This is a genomic window from Kribbella sp. NPDC006257 (assembly GCF_040613535.1).
Classification (GTDB): Bacteria; Actinomycetota; Actinomycetes; order Propionibacteriales; family Kribbellaceae; genus Kribbella.
The window spans coordinates 354,213-379,969 of record NZ_JBEXSJ010000002.1; the positions used below are offsets into that span (position 1 = coordinate 354,213).

26 protein-coding genes are annotated in these 25,757 nt (G+C 68.5%); 8 read left to right on the plus strand and 18 right to left on the minus strand.

Going from position 1 to position 25,757, the window contains the following annotated elements; genetic code table 11:
* Positions 1-175: 175 nt before the first annotated feature.
* Together ABZ004_RS03955 and ABZ004_RS03960 are read left to right on the plus strand one after the other, a co-directional pair.
* Positions 176-1,885: a hypothetical protein gene (locus tag ABZ004_RS03955; RefSeq protein ID WP_355678239.1), complete on the plus strand. Its 1,710-nt coding sequence runs from the start codon at positions 176-178 to the stop codon at positions 1,883-1,885.
* 24 nt (positions 1,886-1,909) lie between these two features.
* Positions 1,910-2,437 (plus strand): dihydrofolate reductase family protein, encoded by a 528-nt coding sequence (locus ABZ004_RS03960; protein ID WP_355678240.1) that lies wholly within the window; start codon positions 1,910-1,912, stop codon positions 2,435-2,437.
* A 63-nt stretch (positions 2,438-2,500) separates the two neighbouring features.
* Here the strand turns inward: ABZ004_RS03960 and ABZ004_RS03965 are convergent, their stop codons facing one another.
* Entirely contained in the window at positions 2,501-3,307 is an 807-nt protein-coding gene (locus ABZ004_RS03965) for a methyltransferase domain-containing protein (protein WP_355678241.1), read from the minus strand.
* Between the two features lie 81 nt (positions 3,308-3,388).
* A complete protein-coding gene (locus ABZ004_RS03970; RefSeq protein ID WP_355678242.1) occupies positions 3,389-4,351 on the minus strand; it encodes an alpha/beta hydrolase in 963 nt (320 codons plus the stop codon).
* 68 nt (positions 4,352-4,419) lie between these two features.
* Between ABZ004_RS03970 and ABZ004_RS03975 the strand changes: the two genes are divergently transcribed.
* Positions 4,420-4,959 (plus strand): TetR/AcrR family transcriptional regulator, encoded by a 540-nt coding sequence (locus ABZ004_RS03975; RefSeq protein WP_355678243.1) that lies wholly within the window; start codon positions 4,420-4,422, stop codon positions 4,957-4,959.
* Here ABZ004_RS03975 and ABZ004_RS03980 read toward each other — a convergent pair.
* The 8 genes from ABZ004_RS03980 to ABZ004_RS04015 form a co-directional block, all read right to left on the minus strand.
* On the minus strand, positions 4,952-5,395 hold the full coding sequence (locus ABZ004_RS03980) for an EVE domain-containing protein (protein ID WP_355678244.1): 444 nt from the start codon (positions 5,393-5,395) through the stop codon (positions 4,952-4,954). The genes ABZ004_RS03975 and ABZ004_RS03980 overlap by 8 nt on opposite strands.
* A gap of 18 nt (positions 5,396-5,413) precedes the next feature.
* Positions 5,414-6,397, minus strand: coding sequence for a porphobilinogen synthase (gene hemB / locus ABZ004_RS03985; protein ID WP_355678245.1), 984 nt, complete (start codon positions 6,395-6,397; stop codon positions 5,414-5,416).
* A 1-nt stretch (position 6,398) separates the two neighbouring features.
* The gene (locus ABZ004_RS03990; protein WP_355678246.1) at positions 6,399-8,141 is read right to left on the minus strand and encodes a uroporphyrinogen-III synthase; all 1,743 of its coding nucleotides are present in this window, start codon (positions 8,139-8,141) and stop codon (positions 6,399-6,401) included.
* Positions 8,138-9,016, minus strand: coding sequence for a hydroxymethylbilane synthase (hemC, locus tag ABZ004_RS03995; protein ID WP_355678247.1), 879 nt, complete (start codon positions 9,014-9,016; stop codon positions 8,138-8,140). The genes ABZ004_RS03990 and hemC overlap by 4 nt, the downstream gene beginning before the upstream one ends.
* Positions 9,013-10,308, minus strand: coding sequence for a glutamyl-tRNA reductase (locus tag ABZ004_RS04000; protein ID WP_355678248.1), 1,296 nt, complete (start codon positions 10,306-10,308; stop codon positions 9,013-9,015). The genes hemC and ABZ004_RS04000 overlap by 4 nt, the downstream gene beginning before the upstream one ends.
* The gene (locus ABZ004_RS04005; RefSeq protein ID WP_355678249.1) at positions 10,305-11,063 is read right to left on the minus strand and encodes a redox-sensing transcriptional repressor Rex; all 759 of its coding nucleotides are present in this window, start codon (positions 11,061-11,063) and stop codon (positions 10,305-10,307) included. Before ABZ004_RS04005 ends, ABZ004_RS04000 begins: the two co-directional genes overlap by 4 nt.
* 138 nt (positions 11,064-11,201) lie before the next feature.
* Entirely contained in the window at positions 11,202-11,435 is a 234-nt protein-coding gene (locus tag ABZ004_RS04010) for a glutaredoxin family protein (protein WP_355678250.1), read from the minus strand.
* Entirely contained in the window at positions 11,432-12,877 is a 1,446-nt protein-coding gene (locus ABZ004_RS04015; protein WP_355678251.1) for an AMP-binding protein, read from the minus strand. The genes ABZ004_RS04010 and ABZ004_RS04015 overlap by 4 nt, the downstream gene beginning before the upstream one ends.
* Positions 12,878-13,212: 335 nt before the next feature.
* Between ABZ004_RS04015 and ABZ004_RS04020 the strand changes: the two genes are divergently transcribed.
* Entirely contained in the window at positions 13,213-13,755 is a 543-nt protein-coding gene (locus tag ABZ004_RS04020; RefSeq protein WP_133980527.1) for a sigma-70 family RNA polymerase sigma factor, read from the plus strand.
* A gap of 208 nt (positions 13,756-13,963) precedes the next feature.
* Entirely contained in the window at positions 13,964-15,028 is a 1,065-nt protein-coding gene (locus tag ABZ004_RS04025; protein ID WP_355678252.1) for a DUF5667 domain-containing protein, read from the plus strand.
* Positions 15,029-15,340: 312 nt separating this feature from the next.
* Here ABZ004_RS04025 and ABZ004_RS04030 read toward each other — a convergent pair whose 3' ends face one another.
* From ABZ004_RS04030 to ABZ004_RS04040, 3 genes are all read right to left on the minus strand, one after another.
* A complete protein-coding gene (locus ABZ004_RS04030; protein ID WP_355678253.1) occupies positions 15,341-16,564 on the minus strand; it encodes a lysophospholipid acyltransferase family protein in 1,224 nt (407 codons plus the stop codon).
* Entirely contained in the window at positions 16,557-17,564 is a 1,008-nt protein-coding gene (locus tag ABZ004_RS04035) for an NAD-dependent epimerase/dehydratase family protein (RefSeq protein WP_355678254.1), read from the minus strand. Before ABZ004_RS04035 ends, ABZ004_RS04030 begins: the two co-directional genes overlap by 8 nt.
* 67 nt (positions 17,565-17,631) lie before the next feature.
* Positions 17,632-17,733, minus strand: coding sequence for an AURKAIP1/COX24 domain-containing protein (locus ABZ004_RS04040; protein ID WP_008356322.1), 102 nt, complete (start codon positions 17,731-17,733; stop codon positions 17,632-17,634).
* 145 nt (positions 17,734-17,878) lie between these two features.
* On the opposite strand from ABZ004_RS04040, the gene ABZ004_RS04045 reads away from it, so the two are divergent.
* Positions 17,879-18,550 carry a class I SAM-dependent methyltransferase gene (locus ABZ004_RS04045; protein ID WP_355678255.1) on the plus strand — a complete coding sequence of 224 codons (672 nt, stop codon included), beginning with the start codon at positions 17,879-17,881 and terminating at the stop codon, positions 18,548-18,550.
* On the opposite strand, the gene ABZ004_RS04050 is transcribed toward ABZ004_RS04045, so the two are convergent.
* Together ABZ004_RS04050 and ABZ004_RS04055 are read right to left on the minus strand one after the other, a co-directional pair.
* The gene (locus tag ABZ004_RS04050; protein WP_355678256.1) at positions 18,547-19,056 is read right to left on the minus strand and encodes a GNAT family N-acetyltransferase; all 510 of its coding nucleotides are present in this window, start codon (positions 19,054-19,056) and stop codon (positions 18,547-18,549) included. The genes ABZ004_RS04045 and ABZ004_RS04050 overlap by 4 nt on opposite strands.
* A gap of 48 nt (positions 19,057-19,104) precedes the next feature.
* Positions 19,105-21,015, minus strand: coding sequence for a BTAD domain-containing putative transcriptional regulator (locus tag ABZ004_RS04055; protein WP_355678257.1), 1,911 nt, complete (start codon positions 21,013-21,015; stop codon positions 19,105-19,107).
* Positions 21,016-21,083: 68 nt separating this feature from the next.
* Here ABZ004_RS04055 and ABZ004_RS04060 point away from each other — a divergent pair, with 68 nt between their 5' ends.
* A complete protein-coding gene (locus ABZ004_RS04060) occupies positions 21,084-21,938 on the plus strand; it encodes an alpha/beta hydrolase (RefSeq protein WP_355678258.1) in 855 nt (284 codons plus the stop codon).
* Here the strand turns inward: ABZ004_RS04060 and ABZ004_RS04065 are convergent.
* Both ABZ004_RS04065 and ABZ004_RS04070 read right to left on the minus strand, forming a co-directional pair.
* Entirely contained in the window at positions 21,928-22,890 is a 963-nt protein-coding gene (locus ABZ004_RS04065) for a WYL domain-containing protein (protein WP_355678259.1), read from the minus strand. The genes ABZ004_RS04060 and ABZ004_RS04065 overlap by 11 nt on opposite strands.
* An 87-nt stretch (positions 22,891-22,977) precedes the next feature.
* On the minus strand, positions 22,978-23,736 hold the full coding sequence (locus ABZ004_RS04070) for an AIM24 family protein (protein ID WP_355678260.1): 759 nt from the start codon (positions 23,734-23,736) through the stop codon (positions 22,978-22,980).
* 283 nt (positions 23,737-24,019) lie between these two features.
* On the opposite strand from ABZ004_RS04070, the gene ABZ004_RS04075 reads away from it, so the two are divergent.
* Positions 24,020-24,493, plus strand: coding sequence for an NUDIX domain-containing protein (locus ABZ004_RS04075; protein WP_355678261.1), 474 nt, complete (start codon positions 24,020-24,022; stop codon positions 24,491-24,493).
* Here the strand turns inward: ABZ004_RS04075 and ABZ004_RS04080 are convergent.
* The gene (locus ABZ004_RS04080; RefSeq protein ID WP_355678262.1) at positions 24,490-25,737 is read right to left on the minus strand and encodes an amidohydrolase family protein; all 1,248 of its coding nucleotides are present in this window, start codon (positions 25,735-25,737) and stop codon (positions 24,490-24,492) included. The two genes, ABZ004_RS04075 and ABZ004_RS04080, sit on opposite strands and share 4 nt — an antisense overlap.
* Positions 25,738-25,757: the final 20 nt, after the last annotated feature.

A 25,757-nucleotide genomic window follows, 5' to 3' on the forward strand; every position in this document is an offset into this window, starting at 1 on the left:
CGGGAAAGCGTTTGCCGAAGTCCCATAAGTTAGCGCTACCATCAACCTCTGGCAAGACCTCGCCGGCTGTTTCAGTGACCGGTTCCGGACACTGCGGAGTCTTGCCGGGACAACGCTGCGCAGCGACAGGACTGCGCAGCCCGCAATCGTTTTCCGAGGACTCCTGGAGGTCCTGATGCAGTTGGACGAGGACTTCCTCGAGGTGCTCACGCGCGCCGGCGACGCACAGATCAAGCTGGTTCTGAGCGAGCTGGACAGCGGCGGGCCGGACGCGGGCGAGCTGGACAATGCCGCCGATGGCGCCCGGACCATCGCGCGGAAGGCTCGCCGGCTCGTCGCGGGGTACGTCTGGAGCCGGTCCGCCTATTTCCACGACCCGGCTTTGGCCGGCCCGCTCGAAGTTCTCGTCGACCGACTGGCCGCACTGCAGCACGACGACGGCCTCTACGACATCGGCAACCTGCACTCGCCGCCGGACACCGCCTTCGCGCTCCAGGATCTCTGCCTGATCTGGGCGCTGCTCGATGCCGACGACGAGAAGGCCACCGCACCACAGCGCGCGATCCTCGAGCAGATCATCCGCAAGGCGGGCCCGGCCCTGGCCACTGGCGGTCTGCACACCCCCAACCACCGCTGGGAGGTCTCGGCCGCATTGGCCCGCACCCACCAGTTGTTCCCCGACGACCGCTACCCGCGGCGCATCGACGACTGGCTCGGCGAAGGTGTCGACGCGACCCCGGACGGGATCTACAGCGAGCGGAGCCCCAACTACGCCGCCGAGGTCACCAATCCGAGCCTGCTGACGATCGCCCGGCTCCGGAACCGGCCGGAGCTGATCGACTACGTCCGGCGCAACCTGACCGCGACGATGTTCCACCTGGAGCCGAACGGCGAGGTGGAGGCGGTCGCCTCCCGTCGCCAGGACCAGACCATGAGCAAGGACGTCGCGCGGTATCTGACCCAGTTCCGCGAGCTGGCGCTCCTCGACGCCGACGGACGGTTCGCAACGATTGCCCAGGACATCCAACGCCGTAGCGCTGACGAGCTGGGCGACTTCCTGGCCGAGGTGCTCGAACGCCCGCGTCTCGCCGCGCGACTGCCGGCCGGCGTACCGGTGCCGTCGGAGTTCGTCCAGGAGTATCCGGCGCAGGGACTGGCCCGGATCCGGCGTGGGACCCGGACGGCCACGATCTTCGGCGGCACCGACTTCCATGACATCGCGATGATCGCTTCCGGCCTGTCGACGAACCCGACCTTCTTCAAACTCCGCCAGGGCGCCGCGATTCTCGACTCCGTCCGCCTGTCCCCCCGGTTCTTCGGCACCGGCCACTTCCGCAGCGACGGGCTGCAGCGGACCGGGGAGCACACCTTCGCCTTGTCCGACGAGGTGAAGGTGCCGTACCACCTGCCGCTGCCGCGGGAGTACCGGCGTACGGACGGCGCCTACGACCTCACACCGGACGGCCGGTTCTATGCCTCGATGGACTTCCCGCATCGCCCCAAGCACTACCGCGTACTGCGAACTTCGGTCGCGGTCACCGAAGTCTCCGGCGGGTTCGACCTGACCTTCGACCTCTCCGGATCCGAGGCTCCGTTGGCGATCGAACTCTGCTTCCGGCCGGGCGGAGCGCTGACCGGCGTCGACCCGATCGATGCTGCTGGCAACTATCAGCTCAGCGCCGGCACCGGGCGGTACACGGTCGGCAGCGACTGGATCGTGTTCGGCCCGGGCAACGGGGACACCCGGGTGACGATGGATCCGGGCGAGCTCTACACGCAGCTCAACGGCAACCTGACCCCCGATGGCCTCCGCGTCTATGTCACCGGCCGATCGCCACTGCGCTACACGTTGACCCTGCGCACCAGCTCCGGGCTGAAAGGATGACCTGCCAGGCTGTAAAAAGGGAGAGTGACATTTCATGCCGCGGTTTTCATTGCGACCAGCCTGGACGGATTCATCGCGCGCCCGGACGGGTCGATCGACTGGCTGACCGACCGGGACGAGAAGCCCGGTGACACCGGGTACCAGGAGTTCATGGCCGTCATCGACACCGTCGTACTCGGCCGGAAGACGTATCAGACCGTGCTCGACTTCGGCTTCTGGCCGTACGAGGGCAAGCAGGTCGAGGTGCTCAGCAGCACCCTGCCGGCCGATGCGGACGAGCGGATCATCGTGCACCGGACCCTGGACGGGCTGGTCCAGACGCTGAACGACCGCGGCGCCAAGCGGGTCTACACCGACGGCGGCGGCCTGATCCAGACCTTCTTGCGGGCCGGCCTGCTGAACGAGCTGACCATCACCACTGTGCCGGTCCTGCTCGGCGAGGGCCTGCCGCTGTTCGGCAAGCTGGACCACGACGTCGAACTCACCCACAACGCCACCCGCACCCTGAACGGCGGCTTCATCCAGTCCGACTACACCGTTCACCGCCACTAAGACCTCTAGTGCCGACCGTCGCCGCTTCCCTCCGACGGCGACAGCCGGCAAACCGCTTGTGTTTCAGGACTTCTGGCCGACCACTGTGAAGCAGACGACGCCGGAACAGAGCCAGCCGGCCCGCTCCCCGTCTTCCAGCTCGGCCCAGAACGCGTCGACCTCGGCCCGCGTCGCCGACCCCTCATCGACGAGCTGCTTCAGCTGCGCGGTGAACACCAGCCGCATGAATCGCACCGAGTTCTGGATCACGGTCGGCGCACAGCGCACGTCGTCCAGGCCGGCTTCGAGCATCAACCGGTGCAGCCGACGCCCGACGTACGGGCTCTTCAACTGGCTGGAGAAGCTGCCGAGCAGCCGGTCCACCAGCGGCTGGTTCGAGCTGTTCAGGAAGATCGTGCTCGCGTCCAGCTCGGACAGCACCACCAACCCTTCCGGCTTGGTCACCCGGACCAGCTCCTGGACGGCGCGGGCCGGATCCTCCATCGCCATCAGGATCCGCTCGCCACGACAGCGGTCGAAGCTCGCGTCGGCAAAATCCAGGGCGCCCGCATCCCCCTCGACGAACTCCAGCGGCAGCTCGGTCCCGGCCGTCCGCCGCTTCGCCTCGGCCAGCATCGAGGCACTGATGTCCAGCCCGATCACCCGGCCGTTCGGCCCGACCCGCCCAGCGAGCTCCTCGGTGTCTGCCCCGGTCCCCGCGCCGACGTCCAGCACCAGGTGGCCGGGCTGCGCGTCGAGCAGCCCGGCGATCAGCCGCTTGACCTGCAGCTCCCCTTCGATCGTCAGTCGCGCATCGAGGAACCGGATGAAGTAGTCCGGATCCTCCCCGTCCACGGCGTCGAAGGCCGTCGGATCTGATTTCGTGGTCATCTGACCCTCCCCACTCAGCGGCGTGTCCCGCACGCCCAGCTTGGGGCCGACCAATCTCACCGCCGTTTCATCGCCGTTGCATCAGGCCAGGTGCCGCCGGAGGAAGGTGGCGATGGCTGAGCGGGCGAGCTTCGCCTGGGGAACGAGGCCGGGCATGCTGAGGAAGGCGTGGCCGGCCTTGGGGATTTCGACCAGCTCGGCGGAGGTGCCGGCTTTGCGGAGGTGGTCGTAGTAGGTGCGGCCGTGGTCGGCGACCGGGTCGAGGACCGGGACCACGACGAGCGCCGGGGGCAGGCCGCTGAGGTCGTCGGCGTACAGGGGTGACACCGCGCGCGCGTCGGAACCTGGCGGGACGGCGAGCGAGCGGAAGAACTCCATCTGCTCGACAGTGAGGGTCGGAGTGTCGGCGTACTCGGCCATCGACACGTAGTCGTAGACGGTCTCGGTCAGATCGACGCAGGGATTGACGAGCACCTGGGCGCGCAGTGGCAGATCAGATTCCCGAGCCCGGAGCGCCGACAAGGCCGCGATCATCGAGCCGCAACTCTCACCGAAGACAGCAACCCGCGCCGGGTCGATCCCCCACCGAGCAGTGTTCTGTACGACGGTACGCAGTACGTCCCATCCGTCGTCGACCGCGGCCGAGAGCGGCGTCTCCTGGTCGATCAGGCGATGCTCGACCGACACCACCACCGCGGGCAGCTGTGCGGCGAGGTGGCTGTTGATCCAGTCGCACTGCACCGCCGTACCGACGAAACCACCGCCGTGGACGTGGAGCACGAGCGGCAGAATCGCCGCCGGACCGGTCGGCCGATGGACCCGGACGCGCAGCACCCGATCAGGCAGCGTCACCTGCTCCCAGGCAATCGACGCGCCACGATCCGGAAAGCCTGTCGCCACCCGGATCAGCGGCGAGTTCAGCCGGCGGTGCTGCGTCTCCCGGAAGGCGATCAGTTGCTCGCGCGACAGCTTCGACCACTCCGGCTCCCCGCGCAACGAGTACAGCACTCGGACCCCCAGCGAAGGCTGCTCAACGGTTCTCATCTCCGCACCTCACTTTCGCTACTATTAGTATCGATACTAAAAGTATCATAACTCGCTAGGCTGGGACCATGGCTCAAACGGGACGCCCCAGGGCAAGCGTCGACGCGGCAGTCTTCGCGGCGACACTGAAGACGGTCCATGAGGTCGGCTATACGCACGCGACCGTCGACCGGATCGCGGCCGAAGCAGGCGTCGCGAAGACGACGGTCTACCGGCGCTGGCCGACCAAGGGTGCGCTGATCACCGCATGCCTGGTGGACACCTTCGGCCCACTCCCGCTGACCGGCACCGATCGCGCCGACCACATCGCGTCAGCCATCCGGTACGGCGCAGCGAAGATCGGCGAACCCGGCGTCGCCGCGGCTTTCGCAGGCGTCTTCACCGACGCCATCGGCGATCCCGTACTCCGGGACATCCTCTCCACCCAGCTCCAGGACCCTTACCGGATCCTGCTCCAAGAGGCCCTCGGCGAATCCGAGCAGCGCGTGCTCTTCTTCATCGACGTCGTCATCGGCACCCTGCTCCACCGGATGGGCATGACCGGCCGCCCGATGGTCGACGCCGACCTCGACGCCCTGGTCGAGATGATCCAGCGAGACTTCAAGTAGTCAGCCAGAGGAGCCGGCGAAGGGCGTCGGCCTGGGAAGCAGTGACGTACGAAGGATTGCTCATGTGGGGTTGGCGGAGCACCTCGAGGGTGGCCAGCCTTGCGTCCGTGGCGATCCCGGTGCGCGACAGGGGCACGTCGAGGAAGTCCAGCCGCAGCGGTACGACGTACTTGGCGGTGCCGCCGGACCGGGTGGTCGGAGGTGCCGCCCAGTACGCCGGGCCGCGGATCTCGCCGACGGCGTGGATGCCCGGCGGAGGCGTCGCGCCGGTGGGACCGGTGATCCAGAGGAAGACCGGCTGATGGGCAGCGAAGAGTGCCGATCGGTAGTTGTCCTGGACGCACCAGGTTTCGACGCCGTTGGCAACCAGGTCCGCGACGTCGGTCAGCGAGGGGTTGCACTTGAGGATCCAGCCGCCGAGATTCTCCGACGTCACCCGCCGGATCATCGGGTCCTACCGCCGGACGAGCAACTCGACGGCCTCAGCGGCCCAGTACGTCAGAATCTGATCCGCGCCCGCACGGCGGATCGACGTCAACGTCTCCAGGATCGCCTTCTCCCGGTCGATCCAGCCGTTCGCGGCAGCCGCCTCGACCATCGCGTACTCACCCGAGATGTTGTATGCGGCAACGGGTACGTCGACGTGGTCGCGCGCCTGCCGGATGATGTCGAGATACGCCAGCGCCGGCTTCACCATCACGATGTCGGCGCCTTCGGCGAGGTCGAGATCAACCTCGCGAAAGGCCTCGCGCGCGTTCCCCGGGTCCTGCTGGTACGTCTTCCGATCGCCTTGCAGGGAAGAGCCCACAGCTTCGCGGAACGGCCCGAAGAAGGCCGACGCGTACTTCACCGAATAGGCGAGGATCACCGTGTCGAGGAACCCGGCCGCGTCCAGCGCAGTACGAACGACTCCGACCTGGCCGTCCATCATCCCGGACGGCCCGACCACGTGTGCTCCCGCGGAAGCCTGGGCGACGCCCATCTCCGCGTAGAGCTTCAGGGTGGCGTCGTTGTCGACCCGGCCCTTGGAGTCCAGTACGCCGCAGTGCCCGTGCGAGGTGAACTCGTCCAGGCACAGGTCGCTCATCACCAGCAGGTCGTCGCCGACCTCGCTGATCGCGTCCCGGATCGCGACGTTGAGGATGCCGTCCGGGTCGATGCCGCCGGAGCCGGTCTCGTCCTTCGTCGTCGGTACGCCGAACAGCATGACGCCGCCGAGCCCGAGCTGTGCGGCCTCGGCGACTGCCTTGCGCGCCGTGTCCCGCGTGTGCTGATAGACGCCCGGCATCGAGCTGATCGGGATCGGCTCGGTGGCGTCTTCCCGGACGAACATCGGCAGGATCAGCTGCCGCGGTTCAAGCGTGGTCTCGGAGACCAGCTTGCGGATCGCCGCCGACGATCGCAGCCGGCGGGGCCTCACACCCGGGAATCCAGTCATCTCAGCTCTTCCTGCGTGAACCCGAACGACGCTCTGACGGCCGGGTGACGACTTCGCCGGCCTCCACCATGGTGTCACGCCGGTTGGCACCGAACCGGGCGAGCGCCTCGGCCAGCTCCTCGGCGGACGGCGACTCGGCCATCGCGTCGACCCGCAGGCCGTGCTCCTCGGCGGTCTTCAGCGTGGCCGGCCCGATCACCGCGATCACCGTCGACGCGTGCGGCTTGCCGGCGATGCCGACCAGGTTGCGCACGGTCGAGGACGAGGTGAAGACGACCGCGTCGAACTTGCCCGACTTGATCGCCTCGCGGGTCGGTGCCGGCGGCGGCGCGGCCCGCACGGTCCGGTACGCCGTGACGTCGTCGACCTCCCAGCCCAGATCGGTCAGACCGGCGACCAGCGTCTCGGTGGCGATGTCCGCGCGCGGCAGGAAGACCCGGTTGATCGGGTCGAGCAGCTCGTCGAACGGCGGCCAGTCCTCGACCAGCCCGGCGGCCGACTGCTCACCCGAGGGCAGCAGGTCCGGCCGGATGCCCCAGGCGGCGATCGCCTCGGCGGTCTTCTCACCGACGGCGGCGATCTTCAGCCCGGAGAAGGCCCGCGCGTCCAGGCCGTACTCGTCGAACTTCTCCCGGACCGCCTTGACCGCGTTCACCGAGGTGAAGGCGACCCATTCGTAGCGGCCTTCGACCAGGCCGCGAATGGCCTTGTCCATCTGCTGCGGGTTGCGCGGCGGCTCGACCGAGATCGTCGGGACCTCTTCCGGCATCGCGCCGTACCGGCGGAGCCGATCCATCAGCGGGCCGGCCTGGTCCTTGGTGCGCGGCACCAGGATCCGCCAGCCGAACAGCGGCTTGGTCTCGAACCAGCTGAGTGCCTCACGCTGCTCGACCACGGCGCCGATCACGATCACGGCCTCGCCGGTCAGCTTGGCGGCCCGCAGGTCGGCCACGATCGTGCCGACGGTGCCGACCACGCTGGCCTGGGCGGTCGTCGTACCGCCGACGGTCGCGGCGACCGGCGTACCGGCGTCGAAGCCGGCCTCCAGCAGCGCGGCGACGGCGTCCTTGAGGACCTCGCTCGCGTTCAGCAGCACCAGGGTCTGCTTCGGGTTGACCTTGCCGAAGTCGAGCTTGGCCTCGGCCAGGTCGAGCACGGTCACCTCGCGCTCGCCCTTGACGGTCAGGGGGATGCCCGCGTACGTCGGGACGGCGCTGACCTCGCTGACACCGGGGATCACGTTGAAGCCGATGCCGGCCTTGCGGCAGGCGGCGGCCTCCTCGGCCCCACTGGAGAAGGTGAACGGGTCGCCGGTGAGCAGGCGGACCACGTTCGCCGAGGTCTTCGCCGTCTTCACCACCAGCCGGGCCCGGGCCGCGATCCGCAGCGCCCGGCTGCCCTCGGCACCGGAGCCGTCGATCACCTCGACGCCCTGCTTGCAGTACGCCAGGAAGGCGTCGTGCTCAGGACCCTCGACCACGACGGCGTCGGCGTTGGCCAGCACGTCGCGACCCGCCAGGGTCAGCAAAGAGGGGTCTCCCGGGCCGACGCCGACGAATGTGACGTGGCCGAGCGGTTTGGGTTGCCGTGCCACGGCCGTGCCCGTGCTGGCCGCGGCCTTGGCGGGCACGTTCTGGGGCGCCTTGGTGGCCGCTGCTGTCTTCGCGCTGCTCACGTCTGCTGTCGCCTTTGCCCTTGTCTTGCTGCTCGTCTTCGTACTCGTCGTTCCCCGTGCGGCTGTCATTCCTCCAGCAACTCCTTCGCCAGCGCCCGGCCCAGCGATACCGGGTCGTCCACCGGACCGTTGGCCGACAACCGCCGGACGCCGCCGTCCTGCCCGAACGCTCCCCGCAGCCACAGCTCGGGGCCGTCCTCACCTTCGACCACCTCGGCCAGGGCGCCGACCGGAGCCGTACATCCCGCCTCGAGAGTCGCCAGCAGCTGCCGTTCCGCCGTCACCGCGGCCCGGGTAGCCGGGTCCTCCAGCGGCGCCAGAGCCTCCAGCACCGCGACGTCGTCGGCGCGGCATTCGATGCCCAGGGCACCTTGTCCGGGCGACGGCAGGACCTGGATCGGATCCAGGGTCTCGGTCACCTCGGCCAGTCGGCCCAACCTGGACAACCCTGCCCTCGCAAGTACCACCGCGTCCAATTTGCCATCGGCGACCATCGCGATCCTGGTGTCCACGTTGCCCCGGATGTCGGTCAGTTCCAGGCCGAGACCGAGTTGCTCGAGCTGTGCCTGGCGGCGGGCCGCGCCGGTGCCGACCAGCGAGCCGACCGGCAGCTCGCCCAGCGTCAGGCCGTCGCGGGCGATCAGGACGTCGCGCGGGTCCTCCCGGACCGGGATCGCGCCGATGGTCAGGCCCGGCATCGGTGCGGTCGGGAGATCCTTCAGCGAGTGCACGGCGATGTCGATCTGGTTCGCCAGCAAGGCGTCGCGCAGAGCGCTGACGAAGATGCCGGTGCCGCCGATCTGGGCCAGCGGTGCGCGGTTGACGTCACCGGTGGTGGTGATCAGCACCAGCTCGACCTCGTGCCCATGGGCGCGCAGTGAGTCGGCGACGAGATTGGCCTGGGCGGTCGCGAGTGCCGACCGGCGGGTGCCGAGCCTGATCATGCCGATTCACCTCCGGTGGTCGTGGTCGTGGTCTTGGGTGCGGTGACCGCGTCGACGGTCGCGGGGTCGAGCGCGAACAGCTCGCGCAGCGCGTCGGCGTACGTCGGGCCGCCGGGGTCCGCGGCCAATTCCTTCACCCGGACGGTCGGCTGGTGCAGCACCTTGTCGACCACCCGGCGGACGGTCCTGGCCACCTCGGCGCGTTGCGTCGCGTCCAGCCCGGGCAGCCGCCGGTCGAGCCGGCTCAGCTCGGCATCGACCAGTTCGGCGGCCATCGCGCGCAGCGCCACCACGGTCGGCGTGACCGACGCGGCCCGCCGGGTCGCCTCGAAGGCACCGGTCTCCTCGCCGACGATCCGGCGTACCTCGTCGATGTCGTGAGCGCTACCGCCCGCCGTACCGGCGAGGTCGGCCAGGGTGACCAGCGTGACGCCGGGCAGCCGCGCCGCCGCCGGATCCACATCGCGCGGAAGAGCCACATCCAGTACGCCGAAAGGCCGGCCGTCCGCGGCGTTGCGCACCATTTCCTCGGTCAGCACGACCCCGCGTGCGCCGGTGCAGGACACCACCAGGTCGGCCTCGGTCATCGCCTGCGGCACGTCGGCCAACGGGATCGCCGTACCCCCGATGCGGTCGGCCAGGGCCACCGCGCGATCGAAGTTCCGGTTCGCGATCGTGACGCTCGTCGCGCCACCGGCGAGCAGGGTCTGGGCCGCCAGCGAGGCCATCGAGCCGGCCCCGACGACCAGCGCGCGACGGCCCTGGTAGCCACCGACGGCGTCGAGTCCGGCGGAGACCACCGAGCGGCCGGCCGAGTCGATGCCGGTCTCGGCGCGGGCCCGCTTGCCGACCCGCAAAGCGTGCTGCAGCAGGGCATTCAGGTCGGTGGAGACGGTCTCCAGGTCCTGGCCGACGCGCAGCGTCTCCTTCACCTGGCCGAGGATCTGGCTCTCGCCGACGATCATCGAGTCGAGGCCTACCGCGACCTGGAAGAGGTGCGCGACGGCACCTTCCTCGAAGTGCACGTAGAGGTGCTCGGCCAGATCCAGCAGCGGTACGCCGGTGATGTCGGCGAGGATCGCGGTGACCTCGTCCATGCCCGCGTGGAAGCGGTCGACGTTCGCGTAGACCTCGGTGCGGTTGCAGGTCGCGAGGACGGCCGACTCGGAGACGGCCGGCGTCTGCTGGACCGCGAGGGCCAGCTTGGTCGCCGCGTCCGGATCGAGGGCGACCCGCTCCAGCACGTTGATGTCAGCGGAACGATGCGAAATACCGACGACCAGGTAACTCATGCGCCGACACCCCCACCGACGCTGGGCAGATCAGTGACGACACCGTTCATCGCTGGTAGTTCGGGCACCTCGGGGAGCGCCGCCTCTCCGGACTTGCGTTGTTCGTGGTACGCCAGGATCTGCAACTCGATCGAGAGGTCCACCTTGCGGATGTCGACGCCGGCGGGCACGGACAGCACCACCGGCGCGAAGTTCAGGATGCTGGTCACCCCGGCCGCGACCAGCCGGTCGCAGACCTCCTGGGCCGGACCGGCGGGGGTGGTGATGACCCCGATCGAGACCCGGTCGGCGGCGACGATCTCCTCCAGCTCGGCGAAGTCGCGGACGACCATGTCGCCGATCCGCTCGCCGACCAGCTCCGGCGCGGCGTCCAGCAGGGCCACGATCCGGAAGCCGCGGGTGCCGAAGCCGGAGTAGTTCGCCAGCGCGTGACCGAGGTTTCCGATCCCGACGATGACCACGGCCCAGTCCTGGGTGACGCCGATCTCGCGGGCGATCTGGTAGCGCAGGTACTCCACGTCGTACCCGACGCCGCGGGTGCCGTAGGAGCCCAGGTAGGAGAGGTCCTTGCGGAGCTTGGCCGAGTTGACGCCCGCGGCGGTCGCCAGATCCTCGCTCGACGCGGTGGCGATGCCACTGTCCGACAGCGCGGTCAGGGCCCGCAGGTACACCGGCAAGCGCGCGACAGTGGCCTCGGGAATGCCGCGTTCGGTTCTCGTCGGCGCGCCGGGGCGACGGCTGCGGGCAGGCGTCACAATTCTCCTGGAAATGGTGGTTCTCGAGTCACCGCCTCACGGCTGGCGACTACCCCACTCTAGGAGCTTGTGAACGTGAGAACAAAATCGGGAACGCCGTCCGTGACAGACAGCACTCTCTTGTCAAGGGTTAACTGACTAACTCGCCAGGGCCTTCTTGAGCCTGACCGGGTCGACCCGCCAGAAGTCGTGCTGCTTGCCGTCGACGAAGGTGACCGGGATCTGCTCGCCGTACTCCTCGAACAGCTTCGGATCGGTGGTGATGTCCACCTCCGACCAGCCGACGCCCAGCTCGGCGCAGACCTGCTCGACGATCACCCGGGCGTCGTCGCAGAGATGACAGCCCGGTTTCCCGTACAGCGTGACCCTCATCGGTCCGCCCGCAACCGGCCCTTGGCCACCTTGCCGGTGACCGAGTGCGGCAGGTGGTCGACGACCTCGATCTCGACCGGGCACTTGAACCGGGCCAGCCGGGTCTCGGCGTACTGCCTGATCTCGGCCGGATCGACCACCGCACCGGCCTCCCGTACGACGAACGCCTTCACCGCCTCGCCGGTGTCATCGGACGGTACGCCGATCACGGCCGCCTCCCGGACGCCCGGAGCTTGTACCAGAACTTCTTCGACCTCGCTCGGGAAGACGTTGAATCCGGACACGATGATTAGTTCTCGTAATCGGTCGACCAGGAACAGTTCGCCGTCCTGGTCGAGGAAACCGACGTCGCCGGTGCGGTACCAGCCCTCGTCGTCCGGGCCGTCCACGCCGTCCGGCCAGTAGCCGGAGAACAGGTTGGCGCCGCGGATCAGGATCTCGCCCGGGTCGTCGCCCTCGACGTCCTCACCCTGCTCGTCGGCGATCCGCAGCTCGACGTTCGGCAATGGGCGGCCCACCGAGCCCGGCTTCGGCTCCTCCTCGCCCAGCGTGGTGGTGACGCCCGGCGAGGCCTCGGTCAGCCCGTAGCCCTGGTGCACGAACAACCCGGTGGCGCGCTCGAACCGGTCGGCCAGCCCGCGGTCCAGGGTGGAGGCGCCGGTGAGGACGACCTTGACCGTCCGGAGCGCGTCCTTCAGGTCGTCCCGGGCCAGCAGGGCATTGAGCGCGGGCGGCGCCAGGGGCAGCCGCGTCACGCCGTACGAGCGGATCTGCTCGATCGTGTGGGTCGAGTCGAACCGCCGGTCGACGATCAGCTGCGCTCCGGTCGCGACGACCCAGCCGAGCACGGCGTTCAGGCCGAAGGCATGGAACATCGGCAGCACGCCGAGCACCACGTCCTCGGGGCCCATCCGGTCCTCGCCGAGGTCCACGAGGTTCTTCACGTTCGCCGCGAGCGCCCGGTGGGTGAGCATCGCGGCCCGCGGATCACCGCTGGTCCCGGACGTGTAGAGGAGGACCGCGAGTGTCTCCGGGTCGGTCTGTGGCGTAAGCGGAGCGTGACCGGTGAGCTCGCCGGCCCGGACCGTCCGGAGGCCCTCGATCTTGTCCGCGAGGTCTCCGTCGGCGACCGCGAGGCGGGCTCCGGAATGCGCGATCACGGTACTGATCTCACTCTTCGTCAGGCCCGTGTTCAGCGGCACCGCGACCAGCCCGGCGCGGAGAATCCCCAGGTAGGACACGACGAACTCGACACTGTTCGCCATCAGCACGACCACCCGGTACCCCGGCACGAGGCCGGCCGCGGCGAACGACCGGGCGGCCGCGTCGACCGCGGTTTCGAGCTCGTTCCAGGTCAGCCGCCGGTCGCCGTCGACCAGGGCCGGACGTTCGCCGTGACGTTGCGCTGTGTCACGAAGAATGTCCGCAAAGTTGAAGTTCACCATGCGAGTCTGTCACGAGCCCATTAGGGTGCTCCTCATGACTCGAGCCCTCACGCCCGATCATCCACTGTGGCCCGTCCATGCCGCAGGTGAGGTGGGAACGATTGCACACGCGCCCGAGGAGGGCTATACAGGTGAACCCGGGGGCGATCTTCACAGGGGTGATTTCCACCAATCCGAGCCGGCGGCACGCCGCCCACTGTTGACAGCGGGTGTTTCAGGCGTAACGCTCGGTGCTGTCTCAGCCGCTGTGGCCATTCGCGGATGGACCAGTCGTAGACGTGTCAGTTGAACGGGGAGAGAACTTGACGACGCCGGAGCCAAGCCCGGACGGGATGAGACGCGCAGAGCTCGTCGATCGCGCCCAGGCAGGGGACGTCGGTGCGTTCGGCGAGCTGTACGACGAGTACTCGCTGACCGTGTATCGCTACATCTACGCCCGGGTGTCGTCATCGGCACTCGCCGAGGACCTGACCAGCGAGACGTTCGTCCGGGCGCTGCGGGCGCTCGACTCGTTCCGCTGGCAGGGCCGCGATTTCGGGGCCTGGCTGGTCACCATCGCCAGGAACCTGATCACCGACCACTACAAGTCCGGCCGGGTCCGGCTCGAGGTGGTCACCGACGAGATCGAGACCCACGACCGGCAGACCGAGGGGCCGGAGGTCGACGTACTGGCCGCGGCCACCGCCGAGGTGCTCCGGGAGGCGGTCGCGGCCCTGCCCGACGAGCAGCGCGACTGCCTGACGATGCGGTTCTTCGCCGGCTTGTCGATCGCGGAAACGGCCAAGGCGCTCGAGAAGTCAGAGGGCGCCGTCAAGCAACTGCAACTGAGGGCCGTCCGGCACTTGGCGAAGGTTATCCCCAAGGACTTGAGGTAAGGCGAATGACCACGCATGTCTTTCGTAACCCGTCAGGGAGTTTCCTCGTTTGCCTGGTGAGGACCTGTCGGTGACCCCGACTGGCCATTGAGGAGAACGAGCAATCATGAGTGACCTACACAGGGCTCGAGCGCGCGCGGAGTCATTCGCGCACGCCGTCGATCACGGGCCCCGTCACTCTTCGCGACTGAGCGATGACCCTGAGCTGATGGACGCTGTGGAGCTGGTCGGACGGCTGAGGACCGCCGGCGCAGTGGCACCGCGACCGGAGTTCACTGCCGAGCTGAGGCACCGCCTCCTCGAGCAGGCCGCGGCACGAGCCGCGACGACTCCGACCGTGGTGCGCAGCACTCCGGACAGCCCTGACGACCCGCTGCCCCGCGAGGACGACGACGCGTCCGTGACAGATATCCGCCATCGTCACGGCCGGCGTATCCGGCTAGTGGCCAGTACTGCCGCGCTCGTGCTGCTCGGTGGTGGCATCGGTTCTGCCGCCGCCGCCCAGCAGGCGATGCCCGGCGACGCGCTGTACGGGATGAAGCGCAGCATCGAGAACGTCTCGACCAACGTCAGCGTCGGGGACGACTCCCGGGGCCGGCGTGATCTCGAGCACGCGATGACCCGGCTGTCCGAGGTCAAGGGTCTTGTCAACCACGGAGCCGATCCGGCCACCATCGACAAGACGCTGGACCAGTTCTCGGCGCAGGCCCGCAAGGGCGTGTCCCGGCTGGTCGCTTCGTACCAGCAGGACGGCGACACCACTTCGATCACGGCGATCACGACCTTCATCACCGGCGCCCGCCAGGCCATCGGTGAGCTCGCCCCGAAGCTGCCGCCCGAATCCCTGAAGTCCGCTGTCGAGGCGCTCGCGACCATCGAGCAACTCGCCCAGCACACGAACGTCGCCTGCCCCAAGTGCGAGAAGCCCAAGCCGGCCCAGAACGGCCGGCCGACGGTGAACAACCCCGGCGATCCGAACGTGGCTCCCACCGCGGGACCGAGCGCACCGGGCAAGACCTCCGCGAAGCCGTCGACGTCACCGCCCCAGGTGCCGAACACGACCATCGTCGAGGACCCGACGAAGCGACCGACCGACCTGAAGACCCCACCGGGATCGGGGAAGCCGACCACGACCCCGTCGGGTCCGAGTCTGCCGACCCTTCCCAACACGCCGACCCCGAGCTGGCCCTGGCCGTTTCCCAGCCTGAGCCTCCCGCTGCCGACGATCAACCTCCCAGGCGTCATCAACTCCTTGCTGCCACCCTGGAAGTAAGCACCAAGCACCGAACGGCCCCCGCCCGACCACCTCGGCCCGGGGGCCCTTTGGCGTCCCCAGCCGCTCGGGTGCCGGGGTGCACGCGGGTGCCGGCGTGCCCGGGAGTGCTTTGGTGGGCCGGAGTGCTCGAGTGGGCCGGGTGTGCCGACGGACATGAGGTGTCAGCGGAAGCGGCGCCGGGCGGACTCAGTCGAGCGTGGCGGTCGGGCCTAGGGGGCCGACACCTCATGTCCGTCGGCACACCCCGGATCTCGATGGGAGTCGCGGCACCTGCCTGCCCGGTGTACCCGTTCCCCGAAGCGGGGCAGCTTAGAAGAAGACGCTGCGGCGTTGCATGAGGAGGGCGTAGAGGGTCTGCTGGATGGTTTCGCGGACCTGGTCGGTGACGTTGAAGACCAGCATCGGGTCGTCCGCGGCGCCGTCGGGGAACTCGTCGGTGCGGATCGGCTCGCCGAACTCGATCAGCCACTTCGACGGCAGCGGGACCATCCCGAGCGGCCCGAGCAGCGGGAAGAACGGGGTGACCGGGATATAAGGAACACCGACCAGCCGCGCGAGCGACGCCATGTTGCCGACCAGCGGATAGATCTCCTCGGCACCGACGATCGAGCAGGGAACGATCGGTACGCCGGTCCGCATGGCCGCGCTCACGAAGCCGCCCCGGCCGAACCGCTGCAACTTGTACCGCTCGCTGAATGGTTTGCCGAGGCCCTTGAAGCCCTCCGGCCAGACCCCGACCAGATTGCCCTGCCGGAGCAGCCGCTCGGCGTCGTCGTTGTTGGCCAGCGTCGCACCGCCCTTGCGGGACAGCTCACCGACGAACGGCGTCTTGAACACGAGATCCGCGGCCAGCGTCCGGAGCGGGCGGTTCGCGTTGTCCGCCACCACCAGCTGGGTGATCAGCCCGTCCAGCGGCATCGTGCCGGAGTGGTTCGCGACGATCAGCGCGCTGCCGGTCTCGGGGATGTTCTCGATCCCGCGTACTTCGACCCGGAACCACTTCTCCGCGAGCGGGCGCAGGAACGGCAGCAGCACCTGGTCGGTCAGGTCCTCGTCGTAGCCGAACTCGTCGACCTCGTAGTCCCCGGTCAGCCGACGGCGCAGAAAGGCCAGGAACTCGGCCACCTTCCGCTCCCCGTCGCGGCCGAGCGTGTCGCGAATCAGCTTCTCGAACTGAGCAAACTGCCCCGCACCCGCCGCCAAGCTCTCACCCTCAACCTCAGGAGCAAGAGACAGATCCGGCCCAACACCCTCACTACGAGCTTCCTCAGCAGCAAGCTCCGCTTCCTCGGCGGCGAGCTCCGCTTCCAGCCGTTTCCGCGACGAGTCGCCGTTCTTCCGCGACGCATCCGGCCGCTTCCGCGCGGCGGGCTCGGCTGCCGATGCCGGCGGGTTCTTCGGCGGCGAGGGCTTCTTTCCGGCAGCTCCGGGGCCGGCGAGGGCTCGGGCGGCGGAGGATGGCGTCGTACGGCGGTTGCTGCCGCGGCCCGGGCGTCCGCCGGAGCCGATCGGGATCACCTCGGCGTCAGCCACGGAGGGCTCCCAGTCCGGCGCTCAGCAACTGCGAGGCCGAGGTCACCGCGCCCGGCCGGAGCGACCGACGGAAGTCGTCGAAGGCAGCAGCGGTCGTGTACTCCGGTTCGAAGCCGAACTCGGCCCGCATCCGCGTGGTGTCGACCGCCCGGCCGTAGGTCAGGAAGGTGATCTGGTCCGGCGAGAAGTCGGCGAGCCGCGCCCGGCGTACGACGGCAGCGGTGCCGGCCGCGGTGAACGAGGGCAACCGGAGCGCGGGCCGGCCGAGTCGCCGGATCGCCTGGGACAGCACGATCACGCCGTCGCCGGCCAGGTTGAAGGTGCCGGGCAGGTCGTGCACGGTCGCGCGGTGGATCGCCTCGACGCCGTCGCTCTCGTGCAGGAACTGCAGCCGGGCGTCGTACCCGAGGACGGTGGGTACCACCGGCATCGCGAAGTACCGGGTGATCGGTGAGTCGGTCTGCGGGCCGATCCAGTTGGCCATCCGCAGCGTGGTGACGGCGACATCGGGGCGGCGCCGGGCGAACCCGCGGACGTAGCCCTCGACCTCGACGGCGTCCTTGCTCAAACCGGTCTGATGGATCGCGCGGGGCGCCATCTCCTCGGTGAACATCGCGGGGTCGCGGGGACCCGCGCCGTACACGGTGGTGGAGGACTTCACCACCAGCTTGCGGACGCCGGGCGCCTTCTGGCACGCGGCGAGCAGCTGCATTGTGCCGATCACGTTGATCTCTTTCATCGACGACCGGCCGCCGGCGCTGCCAGGGGTCGCCACGACGCCCGTGTGGACGACCGTGTCGACGTCCTCACCGGCGATCACCTTCGCGATGACGGGGTTGCGGATGTCCGCGCGGACGAACCGGACCCGGCCCAGTTCCGCGCGCGGCGGAACCACGTCGATACCGATCACGGTCCCGATCGCGGGATCCGCTGCCAGCCGGCGGGCACAACGAGCACCGGCGTCCCGGGAGACGCCGGTAACCATCACTACCTGTGCCACGAGAACCCCCAGCCAGACAGCAACTCCGTCGACGCCGCCCTGGTTCAACCCAGAGCGGCGGGAACTGCTACTTGCCGAGCTTGCGGCGCTGCACCCGCGTCTTCTTCAACAGCTTGCGGTGCTTCTTCTTCGCCATCCGCTTACGGCGCTTCTTGATTACAGAACCCACAGTGGACCTTCCAAACTTAAAGAGAGCGTCGGCAAAGACTACCCGTAAGTCGCCTGCCGAACCTAAGTGAGGGCTTCCTGCAGCAACCTGGGGTTGGCCGGAGGCCCCACCTAGGATGGTCTTTCAGGCGCATCTGGAGGCTGTTTTGGCTGCATCGACCGCTCGTTACAACGGACTCGCCGACTGGTACGACGAACGCTTCGTCCAGGATCCCAACTCCCATCAACCAGGTCTCCTGGAGCTGCTCGGCTCCGGCAGCGGACCCTGTCTGGACATCGGCTGCGGTACCGGCCGGAACTTCTACACCATCCGCGAGAGCGGCCGCGAGGTCGTCGGGGTGGACTTCTCCTCCGACCAGCTCCGGCTGGCCCGGACCAGAACCGACGGGCCCCTGATCGAGGCCGACGCCGCCAACCTCCCGTTCGCGGACGCCTCTTTCGACACCGCGATCGCGATGTGGACCTCCACCGATCTGGACGACTTCGCAACAGCGCTGCTGGAGGCCGCCAGAATTCTGAAACCTGGCGGCATCCTCGTCAGTTACGGCGTCCACCCCTGCTTCAACGGCCCACATGTCGTCTACAACGAGGACGACAACACCAGGCTGGTCCACCCCACCTACCGGCAGGCGGGCTGGCACGAGCCGGCCCCCTGGTGGGCCGACGAGGGCATCCGTCGCCGGATCGGCATGCGCCACATCCCCCTCGCCGACTACCTCAATGCCTTCCTTCGGACGGGCTTGGCGCTGGAACACTTCGAAGAGCCCGAGGGCATCCCGATCCCGCACGCACTCGCGGTCAGAGCCCGCAAGATCTAGCCGACGTGCTCCCAGGTCAGCAGGCTGACCTCCCGCCCCTTGTCGGTGACGACGGTCGGCGGGCGGTCGGTCAGCCGGTAGCCGGCGCTGCGAGCCACTCCTGAGCTCGCGGCATTGTCCGGCTCGATCTCCAGCATCACCCGAGCCAGCCCAGCCTGCTCATGCGCGTACGCCGTGAGCAACTTGAGAGCCCGTACTGCGAGCCGCTGGCCGCGAAAAGCAGAGCCGACCGAGTAGCCGAGCATCGAGGTCTTCGTCATCAGCAGCACCTCGCCCATCGGCTCCCCGCCGTCGACAGTGATGGCGAGCTGGTACACGCCGTTGTCGCTGTGCGCCTTGTCCAGATAGGCCTTCGCCGCGTCCAGGTCGAACGGCGTCACGAGCGGCGTCCAGTGGGCGACCTCAGGATCGTCGAACAGCTTCACCATGGCCGCCAGGTCACCCCGCTCCCACTCCCGCAGTACCAGCCCGTCCCCCACCAGCCGAAGCCCAGATTTGTACGTCATGCACCCAGTCTCCAACATGGGCCAGCAGGCTTGCCAAGAGTTATCGGATCAGCCAAGCAGGTCCGGCACCGGCCCGAAGGTGATCAGTCCGGAGCCCGCGCCGGCCAGTTCGCCTGCTGCGGGCGCGAGTTCGTCCCTGGCTCGGGCGATCACAGATTGGTTGCCGAGGGCAACTGCGGCGCGCAGTACCAGCACCCACATGGCCTCGTACATCAGGTCGCGGGGCGGATCGGGCACGGCAACCAAGGCGGTTACAGCTTCCTCGCGACGGTCTTCGGCTAGCAGGACGAGCGGGCGAACCCAGGGTTCGTACGGTCCCCAGTCCTCGTCACGGCGAGGCTGCCCGTGCACTGAGAGAAGGGCGAGGGAAAGAAGTCCGTTCTGCAGGCCGGGCATGCCTGCGCCGTCCAGCGACTTGGCGGCCTCGCGGTAGGCCGCTTCAAGGTCGGCGGCAGACGTCCGGCCTTGAGCCGCGAAGCGCAGTACGCGATACCACTGGGTGAAGACGCCGACCAGGGGCAGCTCCCGGCGTACGGCGAGTAGGTCGACCGCCGTGGCGTGCTGGTCGGCCTGGGCGAAGTCGCCGAGCGCGCTGAGGGACTGGATCCGGATGAGATGCCCGAGGACCTCATAGGTGACCAGGTCGTGGGCTGCACCGAGGCTGATGAGTTCGGCGCCGAGGTCATCCCGTCTCGGCGCCAGCCCCGCGCGCTGGAAGCTCTGCATGAAGACACCGTTCAGCGCAAAGGCCAGCAGCGCTGGATCGTCAAGCCTGCGGGCGATCTCCTCCGCTTCGGCAGCCGCTTCGGGTCCGCGCGACTCCCTTGTACCGCGTGACTCCAGAGCAATCGTGGCCAGCAACCGAGCTCTGGCGGCCGCACGATCATCGGGGAGGGCAGCCAACGCTCGCTCCGCTGCGGCGACGACTTGCCGCGCGTGCTCCTCGTCGTCCGACCGCGTCCAGATCGCCGGTACGTCGTACGCGCCGATCACCCTCGCTGTCAGCTCCACGTCGCCCATCTCCTCGGCAGCGGCGATCGCAGCGAGCCGATGGCGCCGCGCTGCCTCCAGCCCGCCTCCGCCGGTGACCGCAAGGTTCCGCAGCAGTCCCACCGTCGACTCCAGTCGCGCACGAGCTCCCACCGACTCGTAGGCAGCGGCCGCCTCCTCCCAGACCTTCCTGGCGCCGGCACTGGGCTGGTGCAGATGCTCGGCCTGGTTGAGGATGTCCGTCTCCAGGCGACGCAATGCAGGGCCGGGGTCGACAGCGAGTTGCTCGACCAGGAGGGCCCGGGCGCGCCGTAGTACGGCTAAAGCATCGCCCTGGCGGTCGGCTTGGTAGAGCGCGAGAGCGAGCAGGCGCCAGGCGTCTTCGCGCCACGGGTGCTCGGTCACGTGGGCATCCAGGTCTGCGATCGCCTTCCCTGCAAGACCCAGTGCGAGCCGTGCTTCCGCCTGTTGCTCCACTGCCTGCAGTCTCAGCTCTGCCAACCTTGATCGCTCTGCTGTGGCCCAGTGCGCATCAGCAAAGTCCGCGTACGCCGGTCCGCGCCACCAGCCCAGCGCTTCGTCCAACTTCTCCAGTGTCTGCCCTGGCTGGGAGACGACCTGCTCGAAGCGCCACGCATCGACAGCCTCTGGATCAGCACGGAAGGCGTAGCCAGGGCCGACGGTGACCAGTAGACGCGGCGGCGTACGAGGTGTTCTGTCAGGCTCCACTGCTCGACGCAGTGCTGCTACGAAGGTGCGTACGGCACTCACTGCTCCCGCTGGTGGCTCCGGCCAGAGGTCATCGACCAGTAGCTCGACAGGGACGACGCGGCCGCGAGCAACGATCAACCGGGCGAGTACTGCGCGATGCCGCGGGCCTTTGAGAGCGACCGGCTCGCCAGTCTCGTCCCATGCCACTACCGGCCCCAGTACTCCGAACTGCACCGGCCCACGGTAACGCGTGCTCATCGGATGCTCATCCGCACCGGGGAGAGTTCGGCGTACCGATTCCTTCACAGAGCAGAGAGCAGGGTCGCATGAAGATCAGTGGGTTCGACTACCAGTGTCTGGAGGGTGCTGAGGGAACCATGCTCAACGTGGCAGTTGGGGGCTCGGGTAGTCCGATCGTGCTGCTGCACGGCTTCCCGCAGACGCACCTGATGTGGCGTGACGTGGCCCGGGACCTTGCTGCCGACCACACGGTGATCTGCCCGGATCTGCGCGGGTACGGCGACAGCGACAAGCCGACCGAGGGCTACTCGAAGCGGTTGATGGCAGCTGACGTCGTCGCGGTCGCCAAGGCTCTGGGCCACGAGCAGTTCGCACTGGCCGGCCACGATCGTGGTGCGCTGGTGGCGTTCCGCGGCGGACTTGATCATCCCGGGACGGTGACACACCTCGCCAGCCTGGACGTCCTGCCGACCCTGGACATGTGGAACTCGCTCCACGGCGTGAACGCTGCAGTGGCGTTTCACCTCTATCTGATGGCGTTGCCGCCGGGCCTGCCCGAAGAGCTGATCGCGGGCAACCCTGATGCATTCTTCGGCTACTTCCTGGATCTCTGGGCGAAGAGCCCGTTCCCTTCCGACATCCGCGCGGCGTATCTCGAGGCCTGCCGGAAGGCGGTGCCGTCGATCGTCGCGGACTACCGCGCGTCCGCGGGGATCGACATCGAGCACGACCAGGAAGATCTTGCAGCAGGCAACCAGTTGCAGATGCCGGTGACCGTGCTGCAACAGGACTGGGGCGCCCAGCTGGGCTTCAACGCTGTCGCGCTGTGGCAGGCGTGGGCGCCGAAGCTGGAGCACCTGACGGTCGACTACGGCCACTTCATGGCCGAAGAAGCCCCGGCCGAGATCGCAGCGATCCTTCGGAGTCTGGTCAGTCGGTGACCGGCTGAGCCGCTTGCAGCATGCGCCGGCCGAGCGCTTCGGCGGCGGCTTGCAGCTCCGGCGACTTCACGATCCGGAACGGGACATGGATCTCGGCCATCTGCGCGACGTACCAGCCGGCGTTCTCCGTGCTGCCGACCAGGCGGGATGTGGTCGGCGAGATCGCTTCCAGCTTGCCGAGTGTGCGCGGAAGACACGGCGCGACCTCGTCGAAGGATCCTTCGAAGATCACCTCGACCGGATACTTCCAGCCCTCCGAGAGTTGCTCGACGAGCGCCTCCTTCGGGTTGAGGTCCTCCGGCGGGGTGAAGGTGCCGTCGAGGACCTCAGCCTTCCGGATCCGGTCGATCCGCAACGCCCGCCGCGCTTCTTTGGCGTGCGACCAGCACAGCAGATACCAACGGCCGTGCCGTACGACGACCGCCCAGGGGTCGACGTCCATCTCGCGCTCGACGTCGGGCTGCAGCCGATACGCCAGCCGCACCGGGTTGCGGGAGCTGCAGGCCTGCACCAGGATCGCGGTGGTCTCGGGCTCCGGGGTGGGCGGATCCTGACCGCGGCCGGCCGGAATACGTCGTACGGCGTCGACCGGGCTGGCGACCGACTCGGGCAGCACCCGCATGATCTTGCCCAGCGCGCTGCCGACCGGGTCGGCCGGATCGGCGGCGTTGTGGTGACCGTCGAGCGCCGCCATCACCAGCGCGAGCGCCTCGGTGGTGGTGAACATCAGCGGCGGCACCCGGGCGCCGCGGCCGACCCGGTACCCGCCGTACGGGCCACGGGTGGACTCGATCGGCACGCCGGCCTCGCGCACGATCCCGACGTACCGGCCGATCGCGCGCTCGGAGACCCCGAGCCGCTCGGACAGCCGGGCGGCGCCGATCCCCGGGCTGTTCTGGATCAGCTCGAGCAGCAGCAACGCCCGCGAGGTAGGGCTCAGGTCGTCCTTCACCGAGACTCCCCTGACATTCCGGAAGTAGATCGTCGGTAAAGACACTAGCGCGGCGTACGGACAGAATCCGTACGCCGCGTCAGAGAGTCAGCGGCCGCCGAGGAGGCCGCCCAGCATTCCAGCGGCGCCACCGCCCTGGCCCGCCTGCTGGCCGCCGCCGGCACCGCCGACGAAGCCGCCGGACGGCTCCTCGGACGGCTGGACGACGACGAAGCCCTGGCCGTTGAAGCTCATCGTGAACGCCTCGCCGGTGCTCCGGCCGAGCAGCGTGCCGAGACCGATCGAGTCGGCCCGGGTGTAGCCCGTCTGCAGGCTGGTCGACCAGCAGACCGCCGCCTGCGGGTCCGCGTACGTCGGCTGGTCCACGTTCAGGACGACCGGTGTGCCCTTGGTGGTGATCGCGATCCGGCCCTGGCCGGTGAAGTTGCAGTTGAACAGACCGGAGTTCGACAACATCCCGGCGCCCTGGACCATCTTGATGTCCCAGCTCAGCGTCGGCTCGAAGGCGAGCACGTTGGCGCCGTTGATGCTCAGCCCGTCGTGCGGACCCTCGAGGTCTATCAGGTAGATGTCCGCGGCCCGGTCGGCGAGGAAGACGTCGCCCTGGCCGTGCATCTTCATCAGCGGGATGCCCTCGCCGGTGAGCTTCTGCTTGATGAACTTGCCGATCCCGCCCGAGCCCTGCGCCTCGAACTGGATATTGCCCTGATAGGCGACCATCGCCCCCTGGCGGGCGAACACCTCGCCGCGCAGCTCGATCTTCAGCAACTTCGAGTTCTGCAACCGCAACCCCGCCTGAGCAGACTCTTGCTCCTGGTTCGTCGCGGCGAACAGTTCACTACGCATGGTGCTTCCCCTCCACAGTTATTGGTCCGAGCCTAGGCATGGACGCACCCCGATCACCCCCGGTGCCGTCCATCCCTGCCCCAAAGCTCACAGGCCTTGCCCGACCGACTCTCCCAGCCCTTGATGAGCGCCGCAATCAGTTGACGACGAGGGAAACGGACTGCTGGCGACCGGGGAGCCCATCCGGGCTGGAGGTCGCCGGCGAGTACGTCGCTGACGGACCAGGGCCCCCGGGAGGCATACGATCCGGGGGCCCGTGTTGTCTTCGTAGGTGGAGAGCCCTGTGCCGGTTCCGTCCGTTGTCATGCAGCTGGGTCATCGGGCGCGGCGGGCCTGGTGGAAGGTGCGGAAGCCGACGACCTTCGGGGTCAAGGCGCTACTGATCCATCCGGACGATCCGGCCCGCTGCCTCGTCGTACGGCATTCCTACGTTGATCAGGAATGGTGGGCGTTGCCGGGCGGCGGCTACAACCCCAAGCGGGAGACCGCTGAAGAGGCGGCTGTGCGCGAGGTCTCCGAGGAGCTCTCGTTGCCCATCACGCAGCAGCCGGTCGTGCTGCAGGTGCTGACGACGAGGCGGGAGGGCAAGGTCGACAACCTCACGATCGTCGAGGCGATGCCGACCTCGGAACACTTCGAGCTCTCCTCCGAACTCTCCGACGCCCGCTGGGTCCGCACCGACGACCTCCCCACCGACGGCCCGGTCTCCCGCTGGCTCCGCCTGGCCCTGACCTGCCCCCGCCCGCAACGGCCCTAGTTGGCCAAGTATTCGACGGTACGACGTACGCCTTCCAGCGCGGCACCAAGGCTGGGAGTCAGCAACCGGCCGTCGCGCTTCACCACCTGACCGGCGACCAGGACCGTGTCGATGTTGCCCGGATGCGCGTTGCTGACGACCGTGCCGATCGGGTCCTGCGAACCGCCGATCAAGTTGAGGTCGGAGGCGCGGAGCAGCATCAGGTCGGCCTGTTTGCCCGGGCGCAGGGAGCCGATCTGATCATCCATGCCGAGGGCCCGGGCGCCTTCCAGGGTTGCCATCCGGAGGACGTCGGCGGCAGTGAACGATTTGTAGCCGAGGGCAAGGACCGACCTCATCGTGGTGAACATGTCGCCGGCCCCGGTGGTCACCGCGTCGATCCCGAGCCCGGTCGTCACCCCGGCAGCCCGCAACCGGCCGGCCATCGGGCCACCCATCTCCATCCGATCCTCGATCACGGGCGTGATCGACATGCCGGCGCCGGATTCGGCGATCAGCTTCAGCTCGGAGTCGGGCAGCGTGTTGCCGTGTACGTAGAGCACCTCGGAGCGCAGCAGCCCTTCGTCCCGCAACAGCGCCAACGGTTCGTCGGCGACCGGCCCGCTGCCGATGTGCACGACGATCCGGAGACCGAGCGAAGCCGCCAACTCCCAGTCCGCCCGGACGACGTCGAACGGTGCGTACGCCGGTCCGATGGCGGCCAGCGCGGGGGTGATCCGACCGGAGGCGCGCTCCACCGCATGCCGCAGGCCAGCCGGGTCGACTGGCGCGCCTAGCAGCGGCGAAGGACCGTATCCGTAGACAGCCCGGATACCGCTGGCCTCCAACGCATCCAGCGCGGCATCGACGTACTCGATCCCCTGCTGGGCATGCGAGTAGTCCTGCACCGTGGTGACGCCGCCGTCCAGGCACTCCAACGCGCCGACAAGGTTGCTCGAAGCAACATCTTCGGGGCGGTAGCGCGACCCGTGCTCACCGAGGACCTTCTGCAGGTAGACCATCAGGTCCACATCGACGGCACTCCCCCGCAGCGCCACCTCCCACAGGTGCCGGTGGGTGTCGACGAAGCCGGGCAGCACGATCCGGTCGGACGCGTCGATCACCTCGGCATCGGTCACCCGAAGGTCGCGACCGACCGCGACGATCCGGCCGTCCTCGATCAGCACATCGGTCTCGCGGTGCACGACCGGCGCGGGCTCGGTGTCGATCACAAGGCCCGCACGCAACAGCAGACGCTGGCTCATCTCTGAAATCTCCTCACTAG

Excerpts from the sequence above, each read along its gene's own strand:
- ABZ004_RS03955 (WP_355678239.1), top strand. The coding sequence starts at position 176 with ATGCAGTTGGACGAGGACTTCCTCGAGGTGCTCACGCGCGCCGGCGAC.
- ABZ004_RS03965 (WP_355678241.1), bottom strand. The coding sequence starts at position 3,307 with ATGACCACGAAATCAGATCCGACGGCCTTCGACGCCGTGGACGGGGAG.
- ABZ004_RS03970 (WP_355678242.1), bottom strand. The coding sequence starts at position 4,351 with ATGAGAACCGTTGAGCAGCCTTCGCTGGGGGTCCGAGTGCTGTACTCG.
- ABZ004_RS03975 (WP_355678243.1), top strand. The coding sequence starts at position 4,420 with ATGGCTCAAACGGGACGCCCCAGGGCAAGCGTCGACGCGGCAGTCTTC.
- hemB (WP_355678245.1), bottom strand. The coding sequence starts at position 6,397 with ATGACTGGATTCCCGGGTGTGAGGCCCCGCCGGCTGCGATCGTCGGCG.
- ABZ004_RS03990 (WP_355678246.1), bottom strand. The coding sequence starts at position 8,141 with ATGACAGCCGCACGGGGAACGACGAGTACGAAGACGAGCAGCAAGACA.
- hemC (WP_355678247.1), bottom strand. The coding sequence starts at position 9,016 with ATGATCAGGCTCGGCACCCGCCGGTCGGCACTCGCGACCGCCCAGGCC.
- ABZ004_RS04000 (WP_355678248.1), bottom strand. The coding sequence starts at position 10,308 with ATGAGTTACCTGGTCGTCGGTATTTCGCATCGTTCCGCTGACATCAAC.
- ABZ004_RS04010 (WP_355678250.1), bottom strand. The coding sequence starts at position 11,435 with ATGAGGGTCACGCTGTACGGGAAACCGGGCTGTCATCTCTGCGACGAC.
- ABZ004_RS04020 (WP_133980527.1), top strand. The coding sequence starts at position 13,213 with ATGAGACGCGCAGAGCTCGTCGATCGCGCCCAGGCAGGGGACGTCGGT.
- ABZ004_RS04025 (WP_355678252.1), top strand. The coding sequence starts at position 13,964 with ATGGACGCTGTGGAGCTGGTCGGACGGCTGAGGACCGCCGGCGCAGTG.
- ABZ004_RS04050 (WP_355678256.1), bottom strand. The coding sequence starts at position 19,056 with ATGACGTACAAATCTGGGCTTCGGCTGGTGGGGGACGGGCTGGTACTG.
- ABZ004_RS04055 (WP_355678257.1), bottom strand. The coding sequence starts at position 21,015 with ATGAGCACGCGTTACCGTGGGCCGGTGCAGTTCGGAGTACTGGGGCCG.
- ABZ004_RS04060 (WP_355678258.1), top strand. The coding sequence starts at position 21,084 with ATGAAGATCAGTGGGTTCGACTACCAGTGTCTGGAGGGTGCTGAGGGA.
- ABZ004_RS04070 (WP_355678260.1), bottom strand. The coding sequence starts at position 23,736 with ATGCGTAGTGAACTGTTCGCCGCGACGAACCAGGAGCAAGAGTCTGCT.
- ABZ004_RS04080 (WP_355678262.1), bottom strand. The coding sequence starts at position 25,737 with ATGAGCCAGCGTCTGCTGTTGCGTGCGGGCCTTGTGATCGACACCGAG.